The following is a 25,755-nucleotide window of genomic DNA, read 5'->3' on the forward strand; positions in this document are numbered from 1 at the left end:
GGCCTTTCGCCTGACGCGCCCGGCCCCCTGTGCCCCTGGACAGGCGCACTCCTACAATTCCGGGATGCGCCAGACCCCTGCTCCCGCCGCGCCCACGAGCGCCGACCTCTCCCCGATCACCGCCCTGTCGCCGCTGGACGGCCGCTACGCCGGGCGCCTGGCGCCGCTGCGTCCCTTCATGAGCGAACTGGGCTACATGCACCGGCGCGTGCAGGTCGAAGTCGCCTGGTTCATCGCCCTGTCCGACGCGGGCTTCGACGAGTTCAAGCCGCTGTCGCCCGGTGCACGCACTTACTTGCTGGGCCTGGTGAAGAACTTCAGCGAGGCCGATGGCGAAGCCATCAAGGCCATCGAAAAAACCACCAACCACGACGTCAAGGCCGTCGAGTACTGGATCAAGTCGAAGTTCGAGGCCCGCCCCGAGCTGGAGCGCGCGGCCGAGTTCGTGCACTTCGCCTGCACCAGCGAGGACATCAACAACACCAGCCACGCACTGCAACTCAAGGGCGCGCGCGAGCAGGTGCTGCTGCCCGCACTGGACGCGGTCATCGACAAGCTGCGCGAGATGGCGCACGGCTTCGCGGCCGTGCCCATGCTCAGCCGCACCCACGGCCAGACGGCCAGCCCCACCACCGTGGGCAAGGAGCTGGCCAACGTGGTGGTGCGCCTGAGCGCCGCGCGCGAGCGCGTCGCCGGCGTGAAGCTGCTGGGCAAGATGAACGGCGCGGTGGGCAACTACAACGCCCACCTCGCGGCCTGGCCCGACTTCGACTGGGAAGCCTTCAGCCGCAAGGTGGTGGAGACGCCCGAACCGCTGGGCCTGGGCCTGACGTTCCAGCCCTACAGCATCCAGATCGAGCCGCACGACTACATGGCCGAGCTGTTCGACGCGGTGGCGCGCACCAACACCATCCTGGTCGACATCGCGCGCGACATCTGGGGCTACGTGAGCCTGGGCTACTTCAAGCAAAAGCTCAAGGCGGGCGAGATCGGCTCATCGACCATGCCGCACAAGGTCAACCCGATCGACTTCGAGAACGCCGAGGGCAACCTGGGCCTGGCCAACGCCTTGCTGCGTCACCTGAGCGAGAAGCTGCCCGTGAGCCGCTGGCAGCGCGACCTGACCGACTCCACCGTGCTGCGCAACATGGGCGTGGCCCTGGGCTATGCGGTGCTGGCCTACCACGCGCTGGGCGTGGGCCTGGGCAAGCTCGAGCTGAACGAGGAGGCGCTCGCCGCCGACCTCGATGCCTCCTGGGAGGTGCTCGCCGAGCCCATCCAGACGGTGATGCGGCGCTTCGGCGTCTCCGGCGCCTACGAGAAGCTCAAGGAAGTGACGCGCGGCAAGACCGTCACGGCCGAGGCCATGCACGCGTTGATCCGCAGCCTGGAGATTCCGCAGGCCGAGAAGGACCGCTTGCTGGCGATGACGCCCGCGAGCTACACGGGCAAGGCGACCGAACTCGCGCGGCGCGCCTGACCTTGCCCCCACGCTCCGCCCCAAGGCGGATCGCCCCTACGCCGCCCGCTCTCGGTAGCGGTTGAAACGCCAGGCGTCGCCTTCGATGGTGATGCGTCGCCAGGTGTGGCGCTTCTCGCCGGGCGTCATCTCCGTCCAGCGCTGCACTTCCGCGAACAGGCGGCCGCAGCCCTTGCATACGTCGTCGCCCTGGCTGGTGGAGCAGATGGCGATACAGGGCGTATCGGGCGTGGTGGCGTACCAGGCCAGCCAGGCCTCGCGCGCCTTGGGGGGCATGCTGTGCTCGTCGGCCTCGGCCTCGTGGAAGAAGACCAGCTGGGCATAAACCTCGGCTAATGCGCGGGTGGGCGCGGGCAACGAGACGCCGTCGGGCGAGGGAGAACGTTCGCGCCACCAGTTGATGGCCGCTTCGATGTCGGTGATGTGGATGCCGGCCATGGGAGGGCGATGATATGACGCCCTCGAGCCCCATCCCGGCGCATCGGGGCGACGCCCCGCGCGCGGCCGGGTGCTCAGTCCGCCTTGTTGCGGCGCTGCAGGTACTTGCCCATGGCCACCACCAGCAGCGCGCCCAGCGCAGCCGCGGCATAGAAGCCCACGGAGTGGTGCGGAATCCAGGGCTCGATCATCTTGTCGGAGACCAGGGTTTCGCCCCCCACCCAGCCGATCAGTGCAGCACCCAGGGTCACGATGGCGGGGAAGCGGCCCATGATCCGGATCATCAGCGTGCTGCCAAAGATCACGATGGGAATGGCGATGGCCAGCCCGATCACCAGCAAAGGAATGTTGCCGTTGGCGGCGGCGGCCACGCCGATCACGTTGTCCAGGCTCATCACCAGATCGGCCACGAGGATGGTGCGGATGGCGGCGAGCAGGCCACCGTTGGCGGGTCCCCCGGACGCCTCATCGTCACCGCCGTTGAGCAGTTGCACGCCGATCCACAGCAGCAGCAGGCCGCCCACCAGTTGCAGCCAGGGCATCTGCATGAGCTTGACGGCCACCACGGTCAGCACCACGCGCAGCAGCACCGCCGCCGCCGTGCCCCAGAAGATCGCCTGCTTCTGCTGCCGCGGCCCGAGCCCTCGCGCGGCCAGCGCGATCACCACGGCGTTGTCGCCCGACAGAATGATGTTGATCCAGATGATCTGGCCCAGGCCCAGCCAGAACTGGGGACTCGACAGCAATTCCATGGTGGGGCTTTCCAGTGAGCGGGGATCGACCACCGGAACGCCCGCCGGTCGGCCCGAACAGTGTAGGCATGCTCACAGGCAGTGCCGGGTGAGGGATACCGCGTACGCAATTCCCCGGTGAGCCCGGCTGGCGGGCGGCTGGCCTCGCCGCATACAATCCACGGTTTCGCGGAAGGGGAGTAGCTCCCGGGCGCGGTGGCGGCTCCTTCTGGCGCCTTGCCGCGCCGGTCAACGCGTCGTCAGTACGGTGTCCGCGGCGCGGCACCCGGCGCGTTGGGCAACACGGTCACGTGCTGCCGGGCAAGACCTTCAGACCTCATCGCTTCTGGAGCCCCGTTTCACCATGGAATTCATGTCCGCTGCCTGGTGGTCCGCATTGCTGGCCATCATCCTCATTGACCTCGTGCTCGCCGGCGACAACGCCATCGTGATCGCATTGGCCGCCCGCAACCTGCCCAAGGAACACCAGAAGAAGGCCATCGTCTGGGGCACGGTCGGGGCCATCGTCGTGCGCTCGGCCATGACGCTGGTGGTGGTGTGGCTGCTGAAGATCCCCGGGCTCATGGCCATCGGCGGTATCGCGCTCATGTGGATCGCCTACAAGCTGATCGCCGAAGACGAAGGCGATGGTGACGAGCACGGCCCGGCGGCCACCACCTTCTGGGGCGCCATGAAGACCATCATCATCGCGGACGCGGTAATGGGCATCGACAACGTGCTGGGCGTGGCGGGTGCAGCGCGCGGCGCCTTCGACCTGGTGGTCATCGGCCTGCTCATCAGCATCCCCATCGTGGTGTTCGGCAGCACGCTGATCCTCAAGCTCGTCGAGAAGTACCCGGCCATCATGTACATCGGCGCCGGTGTGCTGGCCTTCACCGCCGGCAAGATGGTGGTGAACGAGGCGCTGCTGGCGCCCTGGTTCAAAGGTCCCGAGTTCGCGCAGATGGCCGCTTACTGGGGCTTCGTGGCACTCACCATCGTGGTGGTGTTGGCCCTGGGCTACCTGCACAACCGGCGCGTGGCGCAACGCGCTGACGCGGCCGAGAAAGCCTGAGGTCACCATGCGGCTGATCCTGCGCTGGGTGTTGGCGGCTTGCGCGCTGCTGCTGGTGGCGTGGCTGTATGGCGGCGTGGAAGTGCGCAGCTTCCCGTCGGCGCTCATCGCCGCCGCGGTGATCGGCCTCTTCTACATGCTGCTGCGCCCGGTGCTGGTGCTGCTGACGCTGCCGGTGACGCTGGTGACCTTCGGGCTGTTCCTGTTCGTCATCAACGCACTGTTGTTCTGGGCCGCGGCCAGTGTGCTCGACGGCTTTTACGTGGCCGGCTTCTGGGCGGCCATGTTGGGCTCCATCATCTACTCGGTGATCATGCTGGTGGTGGACGCGGCGCTGCGCAGCCTGCGGCTGGGCTGAGCCAGACCCGCGCAGCGCCTGCAGCCGGCCTGACTGGCGGCACACATTACCTGGCAAGGCGCGCTCAGCGCTTGTCTTCTTCGCGCATTGCCTCGCGCAGGCGGTCTTCCACGTCCCGGCGGCGGCTGTCCACGATGGCCAGCTCGATCGGGTCGGCGTTGCGCTGCGCGGGCGGCAGGGCCTGCGCGGCCTTCAGGCGCTCCAGTGCGCCATCCCAATCGAAATGCGCGGCTCGTGCCTCGGCCTCGGCGCGCACCGCGCGCAGGGTGCGGCCGCGGTTCTGGTGCGCGCGAGCCAGGATCTGCCAGGCCTGCGCGTCGCGCGGGTGGTCCACCACCCAGACCTGCAGACGCGAGGCGGCGCGCTCGGCTTCGCCGCTGGCGACGGCGGCCTGCGCGCCCAGCAGCAGCGGACCGCGCGAGCCGGAGGCCAACGCCGCGTCGCGCAACTCGGCCAACAGCGCCGCGTTGGCGGGCGCGCCGGGCGACATCAGCAACTCCAACATCAGGGCATCGGCCATCGCGCGCGCGTCGCTGCCGGCCACGGCGGTGCGCAGGCGCTGGGCCAGTTCGGCCGCGCGATCGTGCTGGCCCAGGCGTTGCGCGGACAGGGCGCCCGCATACAGCTCACCAGGCTTCGCCGCGGACCCGGCCGCGATCTGCACCCAGTTGGACCAGCGCGTGCTGTTGCGCTCGGCCAGTACCCGCGCGCGCGCCGAGGCCAACGCGTGCATTGCGGCCGAGGGCAGGCCCGCAGGCCGCACCGGCGCGTCCGCGCGCGGGCCCACACCGGCGGCGGCCGAAGGCAGGCGCGACTGCATGTCGGCGATGCGCTCGCCCGTCAGCGGGTGGCTGCGCAGATAGGGGAAGGCACCGTCGTCGTTCAGCCGCGAGGCCTGCGCCAGCTTGTCGAACATGCTCACGAAGCCCTGGCCATCGAAGCCTGCCCCGGTGAGCACGCCGAAGCCCACTCGGTCGGCCTCGCGCTCCATGTCACGCGAGAACTTCAGCGACTGTTGTGCCGCCACCGCCGAACCGCCCGCGATGGCGGCGCCCGCCGCCTGTGGGTTGGAGCCGGCCGCCAACGCGCCCAGGATCATGGCGCCGATCATCCAGGGTGCCAGTCGCTGCTCGTTCGACATCATTCGCGCGATGTGGCGCTGCGAGACGTGGCTGAGTTCATGCGCCATCACCGAGGCCAACTCCTCGGGACGCTCGGTCACCGCGAGCAGGCCCAGGTTGACCCCCAGGTAGCCACCAGGCAGCGCGAAGGCGTTGACGCTGCGCTCGCGCGAGATCATGAGCTCCCAGGCGAGGCGCTCGGCCAGTTCGGGCGGCACCTCGCCGCGCTGCTTGGCGGCGGCCAGCAAGGGCTGCCACAGGAGTTGGAGGTAGTCGACGAGCATGGGGTCGTCGAGGTAGTCCGGGTCCTGGTAGATGCTGCGGGCGATGCGGTCGCCCAGGCGGCGCTCGGCGGAGACGGTGAGACCCTCGCCGTCTCCGAGGCTGGGGAGGGAAAGGTTGCCGCCGGGATTGCCCTGGGCGTTGGCGCCCGGGCGCTGCGCCGCGGCGCGGGCGGCGCCATCGCTCTGGGCCTGCACAGTCGTCGCTGGCCAAGCCAGGGCGAGCGCCAGCAGGGAAAGCGCCAATCGCGGAGGCCGGCGGAGGCCCGCAGAGGTCGAAAGCATGGCCGTATGATGCCCCCAACACCCCACCGGTTCACCGCGCGAACGCGCAAAGCCGCCATGAAGCGGCGTTAACAGGCGTCAAGAACGTGTCCAAGTCCTCTTCATCCCAGGCCCCGTCCGGCAGCCCGCTGACCCATTTCGACGCGCAAGGGCAGGCGCACATGGTGGACGTGGGGGCGAAAGCAAGCACTCACCGTGTTGCCATCGCCGAAGGCCGGATCACGATGCAGCCGGCGACTCTGGCGCTGATCGAATCGGGCACTGCAAAAAAGGGCGACGTGCTGGGCGTGGCTCGACTGGCCGGCATCATGGCCGCCAAGAAGACCAGCGACCTGATCCCGCTGTGCCACCCGATTGCACTGACGCGGGTGGCGGTGGAGTTCATGGTGGACGCCGCCGATCACAGCGTGCTGTGCACGGCGACGGCGGAATGCATGGGGCAGACGGGGGTGGAGATGGAGGCGCTGACTGCGGCGTCGGTGGCCCTGCTGACGATCTACGACATGTGCAAGGCGGTGGATCGGGGGATGGTGGTCCAAAGCGTACAGTTGCGGGAAAAGCGAGGGGGCAAGAGCGGGGTGTATTTGGGTGATTGAGTCCGCCGACTTGTCGCGATTACTTTTCAGGTGCCAAGCCGTTCATGGCCTGCCATTCGCGATATTCGTTCGGCCAAGCGGCTGCGTATTGCCTGGTGTGAAGCGCCACGAGGTCGTCTCGTCCCAGGAATGAGGCTGCAATCAGGAGTTGGCGGATGATCCGCGAGTCCGGGGCGGTGTGCAGCGCCTCTTGTGCGGCGGCGAGCATCACCTGAGCATTTGAGGGCGTGACAGGCGTTGAGACTACGCCTGCAACGATGACATGCGATTGGAATAGCACCGTGTCCTGAATGCGCTTCAACGTGTCCACCCGGTAGTACTCGGGCCGCATGTGCAACGGGAGATACGGTTGGCTGGCTTTGAAATAGTCCATGGCGATCAGTCCGAACGCCGTCAGCAACGCAGCGGAGCCAGTCAGCAACACGGGCAGCCGCCAGCGACTTGAAGTGGTGTACCCCGAAGCATCTGATGTCCGCCTCTTCATATTCGACTGCACCAGAAGCACGCCCGCACACAAGGCCACGACCTGAAACCACCCGTACCACATCGGAAACTCGACGAGACTGTGTGCCCCCATGAGCGCGAGCAGGGCCCATGCGAATCGCCCCCGCGAGCACTTGGCGGCCCAGGGTCTGCAATGAGTCAACGCAAGGATCATGGCTGCGGTCAACAGCGCCGTGAGTGGCCACCCCCAGATCACCGCCCAATGCAGGAACAGGTTGTGCGCGTGAGCCAACTTGATGCATGCCCGCGGCCCCTCATAGTCAGTGATGTAGTGCGCAAACAAGAGTTCACCGGCGCCCCAGCCTGTTAAAGGTCGCAATGCAGCCAGCTCCAGCATGTTGGACCAGATGACACGCCGACTTGCACATTGATAGTCAGTGAGAAAGCGCGCCATAAGATCGTCTATGCGCAAGCCAGTCGCCCAATGCAGCAGCATGGGCATGAGGACAGAGGCCAAGAGATAGGCCAACAGCAAGGCCCCTGCCTGGAGCCAGATCCGCCGTCCTTCGTCGCGGCGCCAGAATACCGTCAGCACCGTCAGCAGCATGATGTGCATGAAGCCGGTCCGTGAACTCGTGGCCGCCAGTGCGAGTATCAAGATAGCCCCAAGGCTCCATCGGAGCGAATGCCACATGCGATCACGTCGGACCAAATAGTCCAGCGACACCAGACCCATGCACAAAAGCGACGCCAACAAATTGCGTTGCTGCACATTGCCAAACGCCTCACCGGGTCTGGAGGACGCAATCCAGGGAACGAACATCGACTCCCAATCGAAGTACTGCAGGAGGGCGATTAGCGCATTCAGCGTGGCGGCAAGCAGTACGCCGGCGGCCAACACTTTGTCGAACCCGTCGCGCAGCCACCACCAGAGGCCCAGGAGTAGCGCACCGCAGCTCCAGGCGACCAGATTGGGCAGCATCTGAGGCATCGGGCCAAGGTTCAGCGGCCACAACCATGGAAATGCGACCAAAACCGCGCCCAGAATCAGCACCCCTCGGGCCTTGCTATGCGCTGACTGGTACACAGGCTGAGATTGCAGGACTTGTTCTGAGGAAACTTGCATGTCCGGCAAGCGAGCGCAGCAATCACCAGCCATCAACAGGCCAATAGGCCAGAGGTTGCCCTGACGATCTGTCGATCACGACCACCCAGTCTGTGATGACATCGCGCACCAAGGGCAAGTACCCGACCTGATGAGGAGAAACGCCCAACTTACCAAGGGCGCGATCGACATACTGGCGGCCATCGGCGTTGCGCTTTTGAAGTCGATCGATCGGCTTAAGGGCAGCCTTGACGGCATCCACCCGGTCACCGTAAGGAAGCCATCGGCCGGGACGGAAGGCGGAATGCTCACCCTTCAGGGACAACTGCAGACTCGCTAGAAAGTCGGCATCCGAGGACTCTGCGATGCGCACGCCGATGGGTTCGGGGCCGGTGAGTGGCAACCGGGCCAGCGCCGCCGGAGCCTCGGGCAATCGCGTCTCGTCGACGTCGAAAGCTTGAACGACACGGAAGCTGTCGCCTTCAAACGCTATGTACACCGGACGCGCTGTGGCCACCTGGGTCAAGCCGTAGAACAAGGCCCCGGCTTGAAGCATCACGATCAGCCCCAGATCCATCCGCCACAAGTGACGGGCCTTATGGGGGTTAAAAAGCACCAGGGTCAGGAGAGGTCCGCACACCACATCGACTCCCATCAGGATAAGGAACAAGGCGCTGCCCCCCGTGAGGCGATGGAGCCCTTGTGGATACCAGACGAGAAACACCAGTGCCGCCACGATGCCCGCCACCAGCAGGCTGACCAACAGGTGGATTCCGGCCGCTCGGCTGGAGGCTCGGAGGCGCAGGCTCATGCTCATGGTGGAACGCTCGGCAAAAAAAGAGGAGCGCTTGCGCGCTCCTTCTTTCGTCAGGTTTGCGGTAGCCGCTGGCCTAGCTTACTTGCATTCAGCGGGGGCAAAACGCGCCGGCAGAGTGCCGGCCGCACCGCCCTGGAAGTTGTTCGCTACTGCGTTTTCTGCGCGGCAACGCCATGCCACAGCCTCTGCGGGCGGAGTGAAGGGATTGGTGCCGTCCGGCAGTTGGCTCCCGATCGGAGCATTCGGGGTGATGATCAGCGTACCGCCACCTGCTGCCGCTTGCATGTCTACCGTAATCACACCAGTCGCAGCGGCGATAGAAAGAGCTTCTACGTTGCGAGTCTGGTTACCGTTCGCCGCGCTGACTTCACGGAACCCGAGACTGTACCCCGCGGCGTCGTCACCGGGGTTGCCCGAAGACAAGACGTCCTGAACGTTGACCTTCGCCGCAGATGCGCCGACCAGCCCCTCGGACACGCGAGCACGCACTGTGTAATCCTGATAAGCCGGCAGCGCCACCGCCGCCAGGATGCCGATGATGGCCACCACGATCATCAGTTCGATCAGGGTGAAACCTTTTTGAATTGCACGCTTCATTGAGAACTCCTCCGGAAGGGGGGTTGGGGTTGAGACGTGTCCCCTTCTGCAGATGGCGTGCCAGCTTGCTGTGACAGATGAGCGTGCCGACTGGGTGGATGACCGGGCGCGACACGACCAACTACTGCCTTTTGGCCTACTTCCCGAGGAACAAATTTTGTCGCCGCCAGAGGAGTCGACAGAATTTGTCAGACGTCGAATACTTGCCCCGCACTGAGCCAGCGGATGTCGCGCAGCGCATTCACCCCCATGCGCCGGATCTCGTCCGCGATCTGATCGGTCTCCGCCGGCTTGGTGTGGGTGATGTGGATCGGGTAGCGGCTATCCGGCGCGATGTGGCGCAACTCCTCGGCCAGCAGCACCGGCGCCAGGTGCTGGCTGCGGCGCGCCAGCTCGGCTTCGCGATCGCTGAAAGCCGTTTCGATGATCAGTTGCGCCACGTCCAATTGATTCACGCGGTTCCAGAAGGCCGGGTTGCGCCCGGTGTCACCGCTGAACACCCAGTGCTGACCACCACGCTCGCTGGCCACGGCAAAGCCCACCGCCGGCACCGTGTGCACGGCGGGCAGGGCCTCGAAGCACTTGCCGTTGACTTTCACGACGTCGCCGACATCAAACGGCACGAAGCGCATCAGCGGTTCGGCTTCCGACGGGATCCGCGAAAAATCCGGCCAGATCACGTCGTTGAAGATGTGCGCCCTGAGCGCGGCAATGGTGCCCGGCAACGCATGCACCGCCAGCGCAGCCCTGCCATCAGCCAGCCGGCGCGACGCCACCGCATCCAGCATCAGCGGAAGTGAGGCCACGTGATCGAGGTGTGCGTGCGTGAGCAGCACATGGTCGATGCGCAGCATCTCGTCGATGCCAAGATCACCCACGCCGGTGCCGGCGTCGACGAGCGTGTCGTCGTCGATCAGGAAAGCGGTGGTGCGGCAACCCTGGGCGATGGCGCCGGAACAGCCGAGTACGCGAACCCTCATCTGCAGCGGGGGGAAGAATTTCAAGGGTTCCGAGCGTACCCCCCGCCGTTTGCGCAGGGTGTGACTTATTTCTCGGCGCCGGTCGGCGTATGCAGCACCACTGGCGGACCAGGCGACGGGCGCTGCAGGGCGAAGCGTTACTGCTGCACGAACTGCATCTGCGTACCGGCCAGCTCCAGCAGATCGCCATGGCGGAGATCGATGCCGTCGGTGCTGAGCGGCTGGCCATTGACCGTGGGCTTGACCGTGCCCTCGACCATGGCCACCACGTACCCGTGCGGGCGGCGGGTGATGGCGGCCACCGCCACCCCCGGCTTGCCGATGGTGGTGACGACCTTGGTCAACGCTACCTCGCGTCCCGCGGCCGAGCCGCTGATGACCTTGATGGCGGCCGGGCCAAGGTTGACGGCGGCAGCTGCCTCGGCAGCACCGGAGACCACCGCGCCACCACTGATGACGGTCGTCTTCTCGTGGGAGTCGGCCGAGTCGTTGACGAACTTGATCTTGTACTTGCCGATCTCGACCGTGTCGCCGCCCTGCAACTGCTGCTTCTTGATCGCCTTGCCGTTGACGTAGGTGCCGTTGGTGCTGTTGAGGTCTTCGAGGAATACGTCGGCGCCCGACATCTGCAGCACGGCGTGTTCGCCACTGACGGCCAGGTTGTCGATGACGATGTCGTTATAAGGACGGCGGCCCAGCGTGGTGCGGTCCTTGGTGAGCTGCACCTCCTTGATGACGACGCCGTCGATGGAAACGATCATTTTCGGCATGGCCGACTCCTCGGGATTCCTGTTGGACTTGGTTTGGGATCAGGGCGGATTATTGACCCAGCATGCGCGACAGCAGGCCGCGGCGGGTGGCTCGAGCGCGGGCAAACGCCAGTATCACCGAAATATTGTCGCGGCCACCCGCACCATTGGCGGCTTCGACCAGGGCCGTTGCCTTTTCCTCCAAGGTGCCGGCGGTGATCAGCAGCGCGGCGATGCGTTCATCGCTGAGCATGTCGTTCAGGCCATCGGAGCAGAAGAGGTATAGGTCGCCGTCCTCGGCGCGGTATTCGTTGACTTCGAGCAGCACGGTGTCTTCCACGCCCAGCGCCCGCGTCACCAGGTTGCGGTGGGTGGCAAATTGCGCCTGCTCCATGGAGATCAGGCCGGCGTCGATCTGCTCCTGCAGCAGGGAGTGGTCGCGCGTCATCTGCACGAACTCACCCCGGCGCAGGCGATAGCAGCGGGAATCGCCGACGTGGCCGATCATCACGCGGCCGTCGAGAAACACGCCCATCACGAGCGTGGTGCCCATGCCGGCGTACTGCGGGTTGGCGTTGGCGGCGTTGAAGATCGACCGGTTGGCGTTGTCGATGCAGATTTCCATGGCCCGCTTCAACTCGCGCGTACTGGCCTCGAAGCCGCCCTCGGCGATCCAGCGCCCCAGTTCCGTCTTGATGAAGGTGGTGGCCATGGCGCTGGCGACCTCACCCGCGTTGTAGCCGCCCATGCCATCGGCAAGGATGGCCAGGCGGTTGTCGGGGTCGAGTGCCACCGAGTCTTCGTTGTTGTCCCTGACAAGACCCGGGTCGGTCAGGGCGTGAAACTCGAAATTCATGTGCGAGGCGTTATACCGAGGGGCAGATCGAGGCGCGTTCGTCGGCGGACGACCGCAGAGGCTGGGAGCGCCGAAGGCGAGGCCGGCCCACGGTGTGGGGAGATTCACGGGCAGACACGGAGGCACTCCAGAAGAGACTCGCGACGACGTGCGAGCCGCAGGATCATCGGCCTCACGCAGGGTTGAAAGGACAAGCGGCAGGCGCCGCCCGACAGGTGTTGCATTTTGTTTCAAGCGCCCGGGGCGAGACAAGCAGCATCGGTGACAAGCGTCACGTTGCGCGCAACAGGCGAAAAAAAAGGCAACGCGCGCGTTGCCTTTTGCACATCTGTTCAACCCGCTCAGATCAGCGACTTGAGCAGCTTGCCCATCTCGGACGGGTTGCGCGTGACCTTGAAGCCACACTCTTCCATGATGGCCAGCTTGGCGTCGGCCGTGTCGGCACCGCCGCTGATGAGCGCGCCAGCGTGGCCCATGCGCTTGCCGGGGGGCGCCGTGACGCCGGCGATGAAGCCGACCACGGGTTTTTTCATGTTCGCCTTGCACCACATCGCGGCCTCGGCCTCGTCGGGGCCGCCGATCTCGCCGATCATGATCACGGCATCGGTGTCGGGGTCGTCGTTGAAGGCCTTCATGACGTCGATGTGCTTGAGGCCGTTGATGGGGTCACCACCAATGCCGACCGCGCTGGACTGGCCCAGGCCGATTTCGGTGAGCTGCGCCACGGCTTCATAGGTCAGCGTACCCGAGCGGGAGACCACGCCGATGCGGCCCTTGCGGTGGATGTGGCCGGGCATGATGCCGATCTTGATCTCGTCGGGCGTGATCAGGCCGGGGCAGTTGGGACCCAGCAGCAGCGTTTTCTTGCCGCCCTTGGCTTCCTTGGCCTTCATCTTGTTGCGCACTTCCAGCATGTCGCGCACGGGGATGCCTTCGGTGATGCAGATCGCCAGGTCCAGGTCGGCCTCGACGGCTTCCCAGATGGCGGCGGCGGCGCCCGCGGGCGGCACGTAAATCACGGACACGGTGGCGCCGGTCTGCTGGGCGGCTTCCTTCACCGAGGCGTAGATCGGGATGTTGAAGATCGACTCGCCGGCCTTCTTGGGGTTCACGCCGGCGGCGAAGCAGTGCTTGCCGTTGGCGTATTCCTGGCACTTCTCGGTGTGGAACTGGCCGGTCTTGCCCGTGATGCCCTGGGTGATGAGCTTGGTGTCTTTGTTGATGTAGATCGACATGTTGGCTCCTCAGGCTTTGACGGCGGCGACGACCTTCTGGGCCGCTTCGGCCATGGAGTCGGCGCTGATGATGGGCAGGCCGGATTCGGCCAGCATCTTCTTGCCCAGTTCTTCGTTGGTGCCCTTCATGCGCACCACCAGCGGCACGCTCAGGTTCACCGCGCGGCAGGCGGTGATGACGCCCGTGGCGATGGTGTCGCACTTCATGATGCCGCCGAAGATGTTGACCAGGATGGCCTTCACCTTGTCGTTCTTGAGCATGATCTTGAAGGCTTCGGTGACCTTCTCGGGGGTGGCGCCGCCGCCCACGTCGAGGAAGTTGGCCGGCTCGGCGCCGAACAGCTTGATGGTGTCCATGGTGGCCATGGCCAGGCCGGCACCGTTCACCAGGCAGCCGATGTTGCCGTCCAGGCTGATGTAGGCGAGGTCGAACTTGGATGCTTCGATCTCGGCCGGGTCTTCCTCATCCAGATCGCGCAGGGCGACGATCTCGGGATGGCGGAACAGGGCGTTCGAATCAAAGTTGAACTTGGCGTCCAGGGCGATGATGTTGCCCTTGCCGTCGCGGTTGAGCGGGTTGATCTCGACCAGAGAAGCGTCCGTGTCCATGTAGCACTTGTAGAGCTTCTTGCAGATGTCGGCGAACTGCGCTTCGGAGTCGGCCGGCAGGCTGATGCCCTTGGCGAGTTCCTTGGCCTGCGCGTCGGTGAAGCCCACGAGCGGGTCGACGAAGACCTTGACGATCTTCTCGGGCGTGGCGTGCGCCACTTCCTCGATGTCCATGCCGCCTTCGCTGGAAGCAATGAAAGCCACCTTCTGCGTGCCGCGGTCGGTCACGGCGGAGAGGTAGTACTCCTTCTGGATGTCGGCGCCGTCTTCGATGTAGAGGCGGCGAACCTTCTGGCCCTCGGGGCCGGTCTGGTGGGTCTTGAGCTGCATGCCCAGGATCTGGCCGGCCAGCTCTTTCACCTGATCGATGCTCTTGGCCACCTTCACGCCGCCGCCCTTGCCGCGACCACCGGCGTGGATCTGCGCCTTGACGACCCACACGGGTCCGCCGAGCTTCTGCGCGGCTTCCACCGCCTCCTGCACCGTGAACGCGGGAATGCCGCGCGGCACGGGCACACCAAACTGGCGCAGGATTTCCTTGCCTTGGTATTCGTGAATCTTCATGAGGTCTCTCTCAGGGATGGATCGTGTGTCCGGCGCGGCAGCGGCGGCGGATGGACGGGCTCACGGACGGAGCAACCGGGGACTGTATCATGGTGCATCGCACCAAACTGGTTCATGGCGGGCGGGGTTCCGAGGCCCGCCGAACCGCATTGCCACAGGATTCGCGCATGGCCCACCAGATCTTCATCGACGGCGAAGCCGGCACCACCGGACTGCAGATCCGCGAGCGACTCCTGAAGGAGCACGGCGTTCAGTTGCTCAGCATCGCGCCCGAGCGCCGCAAGGACCCTGAGGCCAAACGCGAGTTGATGGCACAAGCCGACCTCGTGATCCTGTGCCTGCACGACGACGCGGCGCGCGAATCGGTTGCGATGATCGACGGCCTGAGCGGCAAGAAGCCGCGCATCATCGACGCCTCCACCGCGCACCGCACCGCACCCGGCTGGGTATACGGCTTCCCCGAACTCACCGCCACGCAGGCCACCGCCGTCCAGCAGGCCGACCGCGTGGCCAACCCCGGCTGCTACGCCACGGGTGCCATCGCGCTCATCCGGCCGTTGGTCGACGCCGGTCTGATCCCCACCGATTTCCCGCTGTCGCTGCCATCGGTCAGCGGCTACTCGGGCGGCGGCCGCTCGATGATCGAGGCTCACGAGGCCGGCACCGCGCCACTGTTCGAGGCTTACGCGCTGGGCCTATCGCACAAACACCTGCCCGAAATCATGGCGCTCACGGGCCTCAAGCAGCGCCCCATCTTCATCCCTGCCGTGGGCAATTTCCGCCAGGGCATGCTGGTTCACCTGCCCCTGCACATGGACAGCCTGCCCGGCAAGCCCAAGGCCGCCGACCTGCACGACGCGCTGATGAAGCACTACGCCGCGAGCGCGGCCGCCGGCGGTTTCGTGAAGGTGCTGCCGCCCACCGAGGACGGCAAGCTCGACGCCACGGCGCTCAATGACACCAATCTGATCGAATTGCGCGTGTTCGCCAACGAATCGCACCGCCAGGCGGTGCTGATCGCGCGGCTGGACAACCTGGGCAAGGGCGCCAGCGGCGCTGCGGTGCAGAACCTCAAGCTGATGCTGGGGCTTTAAGCCGACTCGAGGTCGCCATCGGCGCCCGCCACCACGCGGCGGATCGCCTCGCCACCAAAACCGCGCGCGGCCAGAAAGCGCATTTGTTTCGCGCGCTGCGCCGCGTCCGCCGGCGCCTGGCCGAACTTCTTGCGCCACACCTCGCGCGCCCGCTCCACCTCGCTGCCACGCAGTTCGCTCACCGCCAGCGCCACGGCCTCGGGCGGCAATCCCTTGGCCTGAAGTTCCTGCCGCACACGCGAGGCCCCCAACCGCGCGGCGCGGCGGTGGACCACCGACTCGATGACGCGCTGCTCGTCGATGAAGCCCTTGGCTTGCAAGTCGTCGAGCGCCTGCGCGAGTTCCCCGGGCGCTTCTTCGTGCGCGGCGAGCTTGCGCTGCAGCTCCGCGCGCGAGTGCTCGCGTTGCGCCAGCAGCCGCAACGCGCGGCCCTTGAGCGAGGGCTTCTCGAAGCCCACGGCGCTCAGGCGTCGGCCGCTTCGGCTTCAGCGGCGTCAGCGGCGTCGACCTTGGCTTTCGACTTGCGGCCTTTGGCCGGCGCTGCGGCCTCTGCCCCGCCGTCAGTGCCATCCACCGCCAGCAGCGGCACGCCCAGGGCCTCTCGCACCTTGTTTTCGATCTCGACGCGCAACTGGGTGTTCTCCTTCAGGAACTCGCGAGCGTTGTCGCGGCCCTGGCCGATCTTCTCGCCGTTGTAGGCGTACCAGGCACCGGACTTCTCGACCACACGGTGCACCACCCCCAGGTCGAGGATCTCGCCCTCGCGGCTGATGCCCTCGCCGAACAGGATGTCGAACTCGGCCGTCTTGAACGGCGGCGAGACCTTGTTCTTCACCACCTTGACCTTGGTCTCGTTGCCGATGGCCTCGTCGCCCTTCTTGATGGTGCCGGTGCGGCGGATGTCCAGGCGCACCGAGGCGTAGAACTTGAGCGCGTTGCCGCCGGTGGTGGTTTCGGGGCTGCCGAACATGACACCGATCTTCATGCGGATCTGGTTGATGAAGATGACCGTGCAGTTGGTCTTCTTGATGGTGGCCGTGAGCTTGCGCAGGGCCTGGCTCATCAGGCGGGCCTGCAGACCGGGCAGTTGGTCACCCATTTCCCCCTCGATCTCGGCACGGGGCGTGAGCGCGGCCACCGAGTCGATGACGACCAGGTCCACTGCGCCCGAGCGCACCAGCGAGTCGACGATTTCCAGCGCCTGCTCGCCGGTGTCGGGCTGGCTGATGAGCAGCTCGGGCAGGTTCACGCCGAGCTTTTGCGCGTACTGCACGTCCAGCGCGTGCTCGGCGTCGACGAAGGCGCAGGTGCCGTTGAGGCGTTGCATTTCGGCAATGACCTGCAGGGTGAGCGTGGTCTTGCCGGACGATTCCGGGCCGTAGATCTCGATGACGCGGCCCCGCGGCAGGCCACCGACGCCGAGCGCAATGTCCAGGCCCAGCGAACCGGTGGAGACGACCTGGATGTCCTCGATCACCTCGCCCTCGCCGAGCTTCATGATCGTGCCCTTGCCGAACTGTTTTTCGATCTGGGCCAGCGCGGCTTGCAGGGCCTTGGCCTTTTCGCTGTTGAGGGCGGCGTTTTTCACGGGTGCGTCCATCGGTGGCTCCTGAGCGGTGAGTGTGTGTTGACTTCGTTGGCTGTGATCACATCCAGTACTGGATGCATGCCCAGCAGTGTAGCGGTGTATTGCTGGCGAGCAAGTCGATTTTTGGTCAGTTTGCCTGACAATTTGCCGCCATGATTTCCTTGCCCGACGACCGCTGGCGCGGTGGCCACCTGGGCCGCCTGCTGGGCGAGGCGCTGCGCCGCTTCGACGCCCGCGTGCTCCACCTGATGGCGCACGACGCCGAGGTGCCTCTGGCCCTGGCCAACCTGGCGGCGCGACAGCAAGTGGGCGCGGCGCACGTGCACATCACGCGGCACCTGTCGCTGCGAGGCTCCCGGCTGACCGAACTCGCGCAAGCCGCCGGCATGAGCAAGCAGGCCATGGGCGACCTCGTCACGCAATGCGAAGCCTGGGGCCTGGTGAAGCGCGAGAACGACCCGCTGGATGCGCGGGCGCGGCGCATCGCCTTCACGCCCGACGGCTTGCTCTGGCTGGACGCCTTCCGCCGCGCCGTAGCCCGGGCCGAAGCCGAGTTCGCCACCCAGGTAGGCGAGGAGGTGGCCGCGGTGGTGGCCATCGGTCTGGAGGCCTACGCACAGGCCTGACCCAGCCGTTCGCCACAGGGCGCCGTCCCTACAATGCGCCACGACCTGAGGAGACAAGCCATGCGCATCCTGATCGCCGAGGATGACCACGTGCTGGCCGACGGCCTGCTGCGCAGCCTGCGCGCGGCCGGTGCGGCGGTCGATCACGTGGCCAGTGGCACCGAGGCCGACGCGGCCCTGATGACCAACAACGAGTTCGACCTGCTCATCCTCGACCTGGGCCTGCCGCGCCTGCACGGCCTGGAGGTGCTCAAGCGCCTGCGCTCGCGCGGCTCGGCCATGCCGGTGCTGATCCTCACCGCGGCCGACAGCGTGGAAGAGCGCGTCAAGGGCCTGGACGTCGGCGCCGACGACTACATGGCCAAACCCTTCTCGCTGCAGGAGCTGGAGGCGCGTGTGCGCGCCCTCACGCGCCGCGGCATGGGCGGCAGCACCAACCTCATCCGCCACGGCCCGCTGGAGTACGACCAGGCGGGCCGCGTGGCCACCATCGACGGCAAGCTGGTGGAGCTGTCGGCGCGCGAGCTGGGCCTGCTCGAGGTGCTGCTGCAGCGCGCCGGCCGCCTCGTCAGCAAGGACCAGCTCGTCGAGCGCCTGTGCGAATGGGGCGAAGAGGTCAGCACCAACGCGATCGAGGTCTACATCCACCGCCTGCGCAAGAAGATCGAGAAAGGCCCGATCCGCATCGCCACGGTGCGCGGCCTGGGCTACTGCCTGGAGAAAGTGTGACCCACCCCGCGCCCGACGAACGCGCGGCGCGCCACAACACCACCCCGATCTCCTTCGGCCTGTTCCAGCGCGAGCAGCGCAGCCTGTTCGGCGAGATCCTCGACTGGATGCTCACGCCCCTGCTGCTGCTGTGGCCGCTGTCGCTCGCCCTCACGTGGGTGGTGGCGCAGGGCATCGCCAACAAGCCCTTCGACCGGGCGCTGGAATACAACCTGCAGGCGTTGGCGCAGCTGGTGGTGGTGGAGGACGGCACATTGCGCTTCGCGATCGATCCGCAGACACGCGACCTGCTGCGCGCCGATGATTCGGACCTGGTGTACTACCAACTCGCCGACGCACGGGGTCAATTCGTCAGCGGTGAGTTCGACCTGCCCGCGCCGCCTGCCGACGAGGTGCCCGAGGCCGGCCGCATACGTCAGCGCGACGACGTGCTGCGCGGCGACGCGGTGCGCGTGGCCTACACCTGGCTCGCGCGGCCCGACCCGCTGCGCCCGGTGCTGCTGCAGGTGGCCGAGACCACCGGCCGGCGCTCCACGCTGGCCAACGAGATCATCAAGGGCGTGATGGTCCCGCAGTTCGTGATCTTGCCGCTGGCGGTGCTGCTCGTGTGGCTGGCACTGGTGCGGGGCATCCGCCCGCTGTCGGACCTGGAGCAGCGCATCCGCGCGCGCCGCCCGGACGACCTCAGCCCGATCGAAGAGGCCGACATCCCGCAGGAGGTGGCGCCGCTGGTGTCGTCCATCAACGACCTGCTGGCGCGGCTGAAGGTGTCGCTGACCACGCAGCGCCGCTTCCTCGCCGACGCGGCGCACCAGCTCAAGACACCATTGGCTGGCCTGCGCATGCAAGCCGAACTGGCTCAGCGCGAGTCCGACCCGGCGGGACTGCGTGGCTCATTGCATCAGATCGCGCGCTCCAGCGCGCGCGCCACACACACGGTGAACCAGCTGCTCGCCCTGGCGCGCGCCGAGACGACGGGGCGAACCCTGCCCAGCGCGCGCGTCGACCTGGCGCGGCTGGTCGCCGCCGTGGTGCGCGACACCGTGCCGCGCGCGCTGGAACTGGGCGTGGACCTGGGCGTGGAGGGCGACACCGAGGTGCCCGAGGAGCTGCAGCTCACCGGCAACCCCACGCTGCTGCAGGAAATGGTTCGCAACCTGGTGGACAACGCCATGGCCTACGGCGGGCCCAAGGGCGTGGTGACGGCGCGTGTGCTGGTGGACCGCTTCAGCGGCGTGCAGCTCGTGCAGGTGGAAGACAACGGCCCCGGCATCCCGCTGAGCGAACGCGCTCTGGTGATGCAACCCTTCTACCGCGCGTTGGGCACCGACGTGGACGGCTCGGGCCTGGGCCTGGCCATCGTGCAGGAGATCGCGCAGCAGCACGGCGCCACCGTGCACATGGAGGACGCCCACCCGGAACGCGCGCGCCCGGGACTGCGCGTGTCGGTGCGCTTCGTGGCAAAGCAGGGACTTGAATGATCCGCCGCCTCAGCCTTTGAACACATTCAACTCCAGGCGCTCGCGCTCAATGGCGCGCGCCACCGCAGGCAATGCCGCGAAGCGCTGCACCAGCGCCCAGGTGGCGGGCAGGCTGTTGGGGTCGATGCCGGCGAAGCCGCCCCAGCGCAGCAGCGTCAGCGCGTACGCATCGAGCGCGCCGGGTTTGTCGCCGCTCAGCCAGGGACTGGCTTTCTGTGCCAACGCCTCGATCTCGCCGAGCAGGCCGCGGTAGACCTCCACCGCGTGCGCCTTGACAGCCTTCTGCGCGGCCTCATCGGCGGTGAATTTCTGCGGCATGAACACGTGCGTGAAGGTCGGGTGCACGGTGTTGTTCATCCAGGCCAGGGTCTGAAGCGCGCGCGTGCGCGCCACGCCCGAGGCGGGCAGCAGACCGGCCTCGGGAAACTTGCCATCGAGGTAGAGCACGATGGCCGGAATCTGCGTGATGACCTCGTCGCCGTCCACCAGCACGGGCACCTGGCCACGCGGGTTGATGGCCAGGTACTCGGGCGCGCGTTGCTCGGCCTTGTGCAACTTGATCAGCGCGGGCTCGAAGGTCGCGCCCGCCAGTTCGAGCGAGCTGTGCGGCACGAAGGAACACGCGCCAGGCGCGTAGTAGAGCTTGAGGCTCATGGGGTCTGTCTCCAGGTTTGGGGTGAATTCAGCTCAGGTGATGGCCGACCAGGCCGGCGATCTCGAACATGGTGACCGCATCCTTGCCGAATACGGGGCGCAGCTTGGCGTCGGCATTGACGCGGCGTTTGTCCGCCGGGTCCTGCAGCCCATTGGCCTTGATGTAGTCCCACAGCTTCTTGACCACCTCGGGCCGCGACACCGGCCCTTCGCCGATGACCGCCGCCAGCGCCGCGCTGGGCTGCTTGCCGGTGGCGGCCGTGGTCTTGCGCGGGGCTTTCTTCTCTGCGGGCGCCTTCTTCGCGGCCGGGGCTTTCTTGGCCGCGGCCTTCTTCGCCGGCGCGGCGGCCTTGGCCGCGGGGCGCGCCGGCGCGCCCTTGCGCGGCGGGTACTTGCTGTCGCGCTTCTCGAACTCGAAGTTCACCTTGCCGGCCTCGGCGTCCCAGGCCAGGAAGGCCTTGAACGAGCGGCGCGTGCGCATGGAGACGAACTTGTCGAGCAGATCGGTCTTGCCGGTGGCCAGCAGCTTGCTCATCTGCTCGCGCGCCACGGGCTGCTGCAGGATGACCTTGCCGCTCTTGAAATCGCAGCTTGGCGTGGGCTGCTGCGCGGTGGGCACGGCGCGTTCACACACGTAGTTGGCGCCGTGCTCGTGCACCGCGCCGCCACACTTGGGGCAGGCGCCCAGGGACTCGCTGCCGGAGAAGTCGACCAGCTCGCCGGTCTCCTCGTCCTTGCGGTCGTCGCCGAAGTCGAACTCGAGCTTCCAGTTGCGGTCTTCCTCGCTGTACTTGAGCGCGAGCTCGGCCACGAAGGGCCAACCCGCCTTGGAGCGGAAGCCCTCCAGCGGGCCGATGCGCTTGTCGCGCAGGAAATGATTGGCCTCGGCGGTCTCGAAGGTGCGGCCCGCGGGCGACTTGGTGAACGAAAAGCCACAGCCCTCGCTGGCGCCGTTGACGCCAGTGCAGGCGAAGCGGCGGTAGTTTTCCTTCACCACGCCACCGCAGTTGGGGCAGGGCGTGGACAGCGTGGCGTAGTCACCCGGCACGGTGTCGCGGTCGTACTCCTTGGCCTTCTTCACCAGGCGCTCGGTCATGGCGGCGATCTCGGCCATGAAGGCGTCGCGCGAGAGCTTGCCATGCTCCATCTGCGCGAGCTTGTACTCCCACTCGCCGGTGAGCTCGGGCTTGGAGAGGTCCTCCACCTCCAGGCCGCGCAGCAGCGTCATGAGCTGGAAGGCCTTGGCGGTGGGGATGAGCTCGCGGCCCTCGCGCAGCATGTACTTCTCGGCCAGCAGGCCTTCGATGGTGGCCGCGCGGGTGGCTGGTGTGCCCAGGCCTTTCTCGTGCATGGCCTCGCGCAGTTCCTCATCGTCGATGAGCTTGCCCGCGCCTTCCATGGCGGCCAGCAGCGTGGCTTCGCTGTAGCGAGCGGGCGGGCGGGTCTGCAGGCCCTTGTGCTCCACCGACTCGGTGCGCACGGTTTCGCCTTCGCGCACGGGCACCAGGTTCTGGCCCTTGTCGCCAGCCTGCGCGCCTTCCACGTCCTCGGCGGCCTCCTTGCCGTACACGGCCATCCAGCCCGGCTTCACCAGCACCTTGCCCTCGGTCTTGAAGTGGTGGTTGAGCACGGAACTGATGCGCGTGGTGACCAGGAACTCGGCGCTGGGGAAGAACACTGCGATGAAGCGGCGCACCACCAGGTCGTAGAGCTTCTGCTCGGCCTCGGAGAGGCCGTGCGGGGCCTGCAGCGTGGGGATGATGGCGAAGTGGTCCGATACCTTGCTGTTGTCGAAGATGCGCTTGCTGGGCTTGATGTAGCCGTTGCTGAGCGCGGTCTTGGCGTGCGGCGCCAGGTGCCCCATGCCGCTGCCGGCCAGCATCTCGAAGGTGTCCTTCACCGTGCCCAGGTAGTCCTCAGGCAGGGCGCGTGAATCGGTTCGCGGATAGGTCAGGGCCTTGTGGCGCTCGTAGAGGCTCTGCGCAAGCTGCAGCGTGGTCTTGGCCGAGAAGCCAAAGCGGCCGTTGGCCTCGCGCTGCAGGCTGGTCAGGTCGTAGAGCTGGCCGCAGGCCTGGGTGGTGGGCTTGCTCTCTTCCTTGACGCTGGCGGCCTTGCCACGCACCGCGTCCACGATGGCCTGCGCTTCCTGCAGGCTCCAGACGCGGTCGGCGCGCAGGTCGGCGTCGGCGTCCTCACCCGTGGGCTTCTTGAAATCGGGGTTGAACCACTTGCCAGGGTACTCGCCGGCCTCGGCCAGGAAGCTGGCGTGGATCTCCCAGTAGTCGCGCGGCCTGTGGGCGCGGATCTTCTCCTCGCGCTCCACGACGATGGACAGTGTGGGCGTCTGCACGCGGCCCACGGTGGTGAGGAAGAAGCCGCCGTCGCGCGAGTTGAAGGCCGTCATGGCCCGCGTGCCGTTGATGCCCACCAGCCAGTCGGCCTCGGAGCGGCTGCGCGCCGCGTCGGCCAGGCCGCGCATCTGCGCGTCGCTGCGCAGTCGCTCGAAGCCCTCGCGGATGGCGGCCGGCGTCATGGACTGCAGCCACAGGCGGCTCACCGGCTTGCCCAGGCCCTGGTACTGGCCGCCCTTCAGGCCGCCCGCGTACTGCTCGATCAGGCGGAAGATGAGTTCCCCCTCACGGCCCGCGTCGCAGGCGTTGATGAGTTCGGTGACGTCCTTGCGCTTGGCCAGCCTGACCACGGCGTTCAGACGCGACTTCGCCTTGTCGATCGGCTTGAGCTCGAAGTACGGCGGCAGCACCGGCAGGTGGGCGAAGCTCCACTTGCCACGCTTGACGTCGAACTGCTCGGGCGCGGCGATCTCCACCAGGTGGCCCACGGCGGACGTGACCACGTACCGATCGTTCTCGAAGTGATCGTCGTGCTTGTCGAACTTGCCCGCGACCGGCGTCAGGGCGCGGACGATGTCTTGCGCCACGGACGGCTTCTCGGCAATGACCAGGGTTTTCATCTCTACAATCCGCTCCCATACACGCGGGCGCGCACACACACGTGCGCGCGCTTGTCGTGCGCGCACCCACGCGCACACCCGCACAAAACAACCTTACCAAAGAAATTCGACGTGACGAAAACCGCTCGCAAACCATCGGCACGCAAGCCTTCCCCGGCCAAGAGCAGCGACGCGCGCCGCATCCAGACGCGTCGCTCGGGCGTGCACGGCAAAGGCGTGTTCGCGCTGGTGGACCTGGCCCCAGGCGAAACGCTGATCGAGTACACGGGCGAGATCATCACGTGGACGGAAGCACTGGAGCGCCACCCGCACGACCCGAACGACCCCAACCACACCTTCTACTTCCACATCGACGAAGACCGCGTGATCGACGCCAAGTACGGCGGCAACTCGGCGCGCTGGATCAACCACAGCTGCAAGCCCAATTGCGAGGCCGACATCGAAGACGGCCGCGTGTTCATCCGCTCGCTGCGCGCCATCGAGGCCGGCGAGGAGTTGTTCTACGACTACGGCCTGGTGATCGATGAACCCCTGACGCCCAAGCTGAAGGCGCAGTACCCCTGCTGGTGCGGCGCCAAGAAGTGCCGCGGCACGCTGCTGGCGCCCAAGCGCGGCGGACGCGCCACGAAGCTGGGGTGAACGTGAAGCACCCCCTGCGCCGCGGGTTGCGCGATGCGCGATGGAACCCTGAATGATCACGACTGCCTCGCTTGCGGGAGGCGCCGAGGCCATCTGGCAGGCGGTGGTGCCCGACCTGCCGGGCTTCACGGTCGAGGTGCTCGAGGAGATCGACTCCACCAACACCGAGCTCATGCGCCGCGCGCGCGCGGCAGCGCTCGATCCGGTGCTGCTGGTGGCCGAGCGCCAAACCGCCGGGCGAGGCCGCCTCGGTCGTGGCTGGCACAGCCAGGCCGGGCAGTCGCTCACTTTTTCGCTGGGTCTGTCGCTGGCGCCGCGCAGTTGGTCGGGCCTCTCGCTCGTGGTGGGGTTGAGCCTGGCCGAGCAGTTGCACGCGGATGTGCGGTTGAAGTGGCCGAACGACCTCTGGCTCATGGGCCGCAAGCTCGGCGGCATCCTGGTGGAAACGGCGGGCCACGCCGATGAGCGCGAGGGACCACGATCGGTGGTGATTGGCGTGGGCATCAACGTGGCGCGGCCGGCCGAGGCCGCACTGGCCAACGCGCCGGCCGGCCCGATGGGCGCCATGCCGCCGGCCGGCCTGGCCGAGGTCGAGATGGGCGTGACCGCCGCCGAGTTGCTGCCTCGCCTGGTGCCCCCCCTGGTGCGCGATGTGCAGAGCTTCGCGGCCGAAGGCTTCGCGCCCTTCGCGTCGCGCTTCGCGGCGCGCGACGCGCTGAAGGACCGCGAGCTGCGCCTGAGCGACGGCACCACAGGCACCGCCTGCGGCGTCGCCGAGGACGGCGCGCTGCTGGTGAGGGTGAACGGCCAGTTGCGCCGTGTGGACAGCGCGGAAGTGAGCGTGCGCCCATGCTGAGGTGGGCGATAGCAGTGCTGCTGCTGGCCAATGGCCTGTACTTCGCCTGGACCCAAGGCCACCTCGTGGCGATCGGCTTTCCGCCGCCGAGCGACCCGCGCGAGCCGCAGCGCCTGACGAAGCAGATCGCACCGGAGAGCGTGCGTCTGCTCAATGGGCCGCGCGGCGCCGAGCCCCCCGCGAACACGCCGCCAGCGCGTCCTGCACCGGCCCCCGCCTCCACACCCACGACCGAACCGTCCCCGCCAACCAGCGCGACACCAGCGACCGCACCGGCACCCGCCGTGACATCCGCGTCGGCGCCCGCCAGCCCACCCCCTGCCAACGAACCGCGCGCCTGCTGGCAGGCCAGCGGCTTCACCCCCGAACAGGCCGAGCTGCTGCGTGCCGAGCTGCGCCTGCTCGGGCTGGGCCCCGGCGACTGGCAACTCAGCGAGATCCGCAGCCCTGGCCGCTGGATCGTCTACATGGGGCGCTACGACAACGCCGAACAGGCGAATCGCAAGAAGGCCGAACTGCGCGGACTGGGCATCGACTTCCGTGACGTGAACACCAGCGGCTTGGCACCCGGCATCGCGTTGGGCACCTTCTCGAGCGAGGAGGCCGCGCAGGAGGGACTGCAACAGGCCGAGCGGCGCACCGTGCGCACGGCACGCGTGGTGCAGGAACGGGCCGAGAGCCTGAGTTATTCGCTGCGCCTGCCGGCCATCGGCGAGACGCTGCGCACCCGCATCGAGGGCCTGGGCCCAGCGATGGCGGGCCGCGGCCTTCAGCGCTGCGGCTGAGCCCTGGCGCA

26 protein-coding genes are annotated in these 25,755 nt (G+C 67.0%); 11 read left to right on the plus strand and 15 right to left on the minus strand.

The genetic code is table 11. The features are described 5' to 3' along the window. Window positions 1–64: 64 nt before the first annotated feature. Window positions 65–1,480 carry an adenylosuccinate lyase gene (gene purB / locus BN948_RS15110; protein ID WP_009520217.1) on the plus strand — a complete coding sequence of 472 codons (1,416 nt, stop codon included), beginning with the start codon at window positions 65–67 and terminating at the stop codon, window positions 1,478–1,480. 36 nt (window positions 1,481–1,516) lie between these two features. Here the strand turns inward: purB and BN948_RS15115 are convergent, their stop codons facing one another. Further along, entirely contained in the window at window positions 1,517–1,918 is a 402-nt protein-coding gene (locus BN948_RS15115; protein WP_009520216.1) for a DUF3717 domain-containing protein, read from the minus strand. 74 nt (window positions 1,919–1,992) lie between these two features. Continuing rightward, window positions 1,993–2,670: a TerC family protein gene (locus BN948_RS15120; RefSeq protein ID WP_009520215.1), complete on the minus strand. Its 678-nt coding sequence runs from the start codon at window positions 2,668–2,670 to the stop codon at window positions 1,993–1,995. A 343-nt stretch (window positions 2,671–3,013) separates the two neighbouring features. Between BN948_RS15120 and BN948_RS15125 the strand changes: the two genes are divergently transcribed. Further along, window positions 3,014–3,724, plus strand: coding sequence for a TerC family protein (locus BN948_RS15125; RefSeq protein ID WP_009520686.1), 711 nt, complete (start codon window positions 3,014–3,016; stop codon window positions 3,722–3,724). A 7-nt stretch (window positions 3,725–3,731) separates the two neighbouring features. After that, a complete protein-coding gene (locus tag BN948_RS15130) occupies window positions 3,732–4,082 on the plus strand; it encodes a phage holin family protein (RefSeq protein ID WP_009520687.1) in 351 nt (116 codons plus the stop codon). A gap of 64 nt (window positions 4,083–4,146) precedes the next feature. Here BN948_RS15130 and BN948_RS15135 read toward each other — a convergent pair whose 3' ends face one another. Then, window positions 4,147–5,730, minus strand: a complete 1,584-nt coding sequence (locus BN948_RS15135; protein ID WP_236953879.1) for a M48 family metalloprotease — start codon at window positions 5,728–5,730, stop codon at window positions 4,147–4,149. A 125-nt stretch (window positions 5,731–5,855) separates the two neighbouring features. On the opposite strand from BN948_RS15135, the gene moaC reads away from it, so the two are divergent. Next, window positions 5,856–6,365 carry a cyclic pyranopterin monophosphate synthase MoaC gene (gene moaC / locus BN948_RS15140; protein WP_035622406.1) on the plus strand — a complete coding sequence of 170 codons (510 nt, stop codon included), beginning with the start codon at window positions 5,856–5,858 and terminating at the stop codon, window positions 6,363–6,365. A gap of 19 nt (window positions 6,366–6,384) precedes the next feature. Here the strand turns inward: moaC and BN948_RS15145 are convergent, their stop codons facing one another. The 8 genes from BN948_RS15145 to sucC form a co-directional block, all read right to left on the minus strand. Beyond that, window positions 6,385–7,791, minus strand: coding sequence for a PglL family O-oligosaccharyltransferase (locus tag BN948_RS15145; RefSeq protein ID WP_009520690.1), 1,407 nt, complete (start codon window positions 7,789–7,791; stop codon window positions 6,385–6,387). A gap of 166 nt (window positions 7,792–7,957) precedes the next feature. Next, the gene (gene tfpZ, locus BN948_RS15150; RefSeq protein WP_009520691.1) at window positions 7,958–8,731 is read right to left on the minus strand and encodes a TfpX/TfpZ family type IV pilin accessory protein; all 774 of its coding nucleotides are present in this window, start codon (window positions 8,729–8,731) and stop codon (window positions 7,958–7,960) included. 78 nt (window positions 8,732–8,809) lie between these two features. Next, window positions 8,810–9,328 (minus strand): pilin, encoded by a 519-nt coding sequence (locus BN948_RS15155; protein WP_009520692.1) that lies wholly within the window; start codon window positions 9,326–9,328, stop codon window positions 8,810–8,812. A 188-nt stretch (window positions 9,329–9,516) separates the two neighbouring features. Beyond that, window positions 9,517–10,308, minus strand: a complete 792-nt coding sequence (locus tag BN948_RS15160; RefSeq protein ID WP_009520693.1) for an MBL fold metallo-hydrolase — start codon at window positions 10,306–10,308, stop codon at window positions 9,517–9,519. A 137-nt stretch (window positions 10,309–10,445) separates the two neighbouring features. Next, a complete protein-coding gene (locus BN948_RS15165) occupies window positions 10,446–11,078 on the minus strand; it encodes an FHA domain-containing protein (RefSeq protein WP_009520694.1) in 633 nt (210 codons plus the stop codon). A 49-nt stretch (window positions 11,079–11,127) separates the two neighbouring features. Beyond that, window positions 11,128–11,913: a Stp1/IreP family PP2C-type Ser/Thr phosphatase gene (locus BN948_RS15170; protein WP_035622411.1), complete on the minus strand. Its 786-nt coding sequence runs from the start codon at window positions 11,911–11,913 to the stop codon at window positions 11,128–11,130. Between the two features lie 341 nt (window positions 11,914–12,254). After that, window positions 12,255–13,148: a succinate--CoA ligase subunit alpha gene (sucD, locus tag BN948_RS15175; protein ID WP_009520696.1), complete on the minus strand. Its 894-nt coding sequence runs from the start codon at window positions 13,146–13,148 to the stop codon at window positions 12,255–12,257. 9 nt (window positions 13,149–13,157) lie between these two features. Beyond that, window positions 13,158–14,321, minus strand: a complete 1,164-nt coding sequence (gene sucC, locus BN948_RS15180) for an ADP-forming succinate--CoA ligase subunit beta (RefSeq protein WP_009520697.1) — start codon at window positions 14,319–14,321, stop codon at window positions 13,158–13,160. Between the two features lie 167 nt (window positions 14,322–14,488). Here sucC and argC point away from each other — a divergent pair, with 167 nt between their 5' ends. Beyond that, a complete protein-coding gene (gene argC, locus BN948_RS15185; RefSeq protein ID WP_009520698.1) occupies window positions 14,489–15,415 on the plus strand; it encodes an N-acetyl-gamma-glutamyl-phosphate reductase in 927 nt (308 codons plus the stop codon). Here argC and recX read toward each other — a convergent pair. Then, window positions 15,412–15,873: a recombination regulator RecX gene (gene recX / locus BN948_RS15190; protein ID WP_009520699.1), complete on the minus strand. Its 462-nt coding sequence runs from the start codon at window positions 15,871–15,873 to the stop codon at window positions 15,412–15,414. The two genes, argC and recX, sit on opposite strands and share 4 nt — an antisense overlap. Before the next feature lie 5 nt (window positions 15,874–15,878). Next, on the minus strand, window positions 15,879–17,015 hold the full coding sequence (gene recA, locus BN948_RS15195) for a recombinase RecA (RefSeq protein ID WP_009520700.1): 1,137 nt from the start codon (window positions 17,013–17,015) through the stop codon (window positions 15,879–15,881). A gap of 140 nt (window positions 17,016–17,155) precedes the next feature. Here recA and BN948_RS15200 point away from each other — a divergent pair, with 140 nt between their 5' ends. From BN948_RS15200 to BN948_RS15210, 3 genes are read left to right on the plus strand one after another with little or no spacing between them, the layout of a single operon-like run. After that, window positions 17,156–17,629, plus strand: a complete 474-nt coding sequence (locus BN948_RS15200) for a MarR family winged helix-turn-helix transcriptional regulator (RefSeq protein WP_009520701.1) — start codon at window positions 17,156–17,158, stop codon at window positions 17,627–17,629. Window positions 17,630–17,689: 60 nt separating this feature from the next. Beyond that, on the plus strand, window positions 17,690–18,358 hold the full coding sequence (locus tag BN948_RS15205) for a response regulator (RefSeq protein ID WP_009520702.1): 669 nt from the start codon (window positions 17,690–17,692) through the stop codon (window positions 18,356–18,358). Next, complete coding sequence (locus BN948_RS15210) at window positions 18,355–19,839, plus strand: sensor histidine kinase (protein ID WP_009520703.1); 1,485 nt, start codon at window positions 18,355–18,357, stop codon at window positions 19,837–19,839. The genes BN948_RS15205 and BN948_RS15210 overlap by 4 nt, the downstream gene beginning before the upstream one ends. Window positions 19,840–19,848: 9 nt before the next feature. Here the strand turns inward: BN948_RS15210 and BN948_RS15215 are convergent, their stop codons facing one another. Together BN948_RS15215 and BN948_RS15220 are read right to left on the minus strand one after the other, a co-directional pair. After that, window positions 19,849–20,493 (minus strand): glutathione S-transferase family protein, encoded by a 645-nt coding sequence (locus tag BN948_RS15215; protein ID WP_009520704.1) that lies wholly within the window; start codon window positions 20,491–20,493, stop codon window positions 19,849–19,851. Between the two features lie 28 nt (window positions 20,494–20,521). Then, window positions 20,522–23,464: a DNA topoisomerase III gene (locus tag BN948_RS15220; RefSeq protein WP_009520705.1), complete on the minus strand. Its 2,943-nt coding sequence runs from the start codon at window positions 23,462–23,464 to the stop codon at window positions 20,522–20,524. A gap of 111 nt (window positions 23,465–23,575) precedes the next feature. Here BN948_RS15220 and BN948_RS15225 point away from each other — a divergent pair, with 111 nt between their 5' ends. The 3 genes from BN948_RS15225 to BN948_RS15235 are packed head-to-tail and all read left to right on the plus strand — an operon-like array spanning window position 23,576 to window position 25,744. Beyond that, window positions 23,576–24,103 carry an SET domain-containing protein gene (locus BN948_RS15225; protein ID WP_009520706.1) on the plus strand — a complete coding sequence of 176 codons (528 nt, stop codon included), beginning with the start codon at window positions 23,576–23,578 and terminating at the stop codon, window positions 24,101–24,103. A 52-nt stretch (window positions 24,104–24,155) separates the two neighbouring features. Continuing rightward, window positions 24,156–24,959, plus strand: coding sequence for a biotin--[acetyl-CoA-carboxylase] ligase (locus BN948_RS15230; protein WP_009520707.1), 804 nt, complete (start codon window positions 24,156–24,158; stop codon window positions 24,957–24,959). Beyond that, window positions 24,953–25,744, plus strand: coding sequence for an SPOR domain-containing protein (locus BN948_RS15235; RefSeq protein WP_009520708.1), 792 nt, complete (start codon window positions 24,953–24,955; stop codon window positions 25,742–25,744). Before BN948_RS15230 ends, BN948_RS15235 begins: the two co-directional genes overlap by 7 nt. Window positions 25,745–25,755 lie beyond the last annotated feature (11 nt).

The sequence above is a fragment of the Hydrogenophaga intermedia genome (genome assembly GCF_000723405.1).
GTDB classification, from domain to species: domain Bacteria; phylum Pseudomonadota; class Gammaproteobacteria; order Burkholderiales; family Burkholderiaceae_C; genus Hydrogenophaga; species Hydrogenophaga intermedia.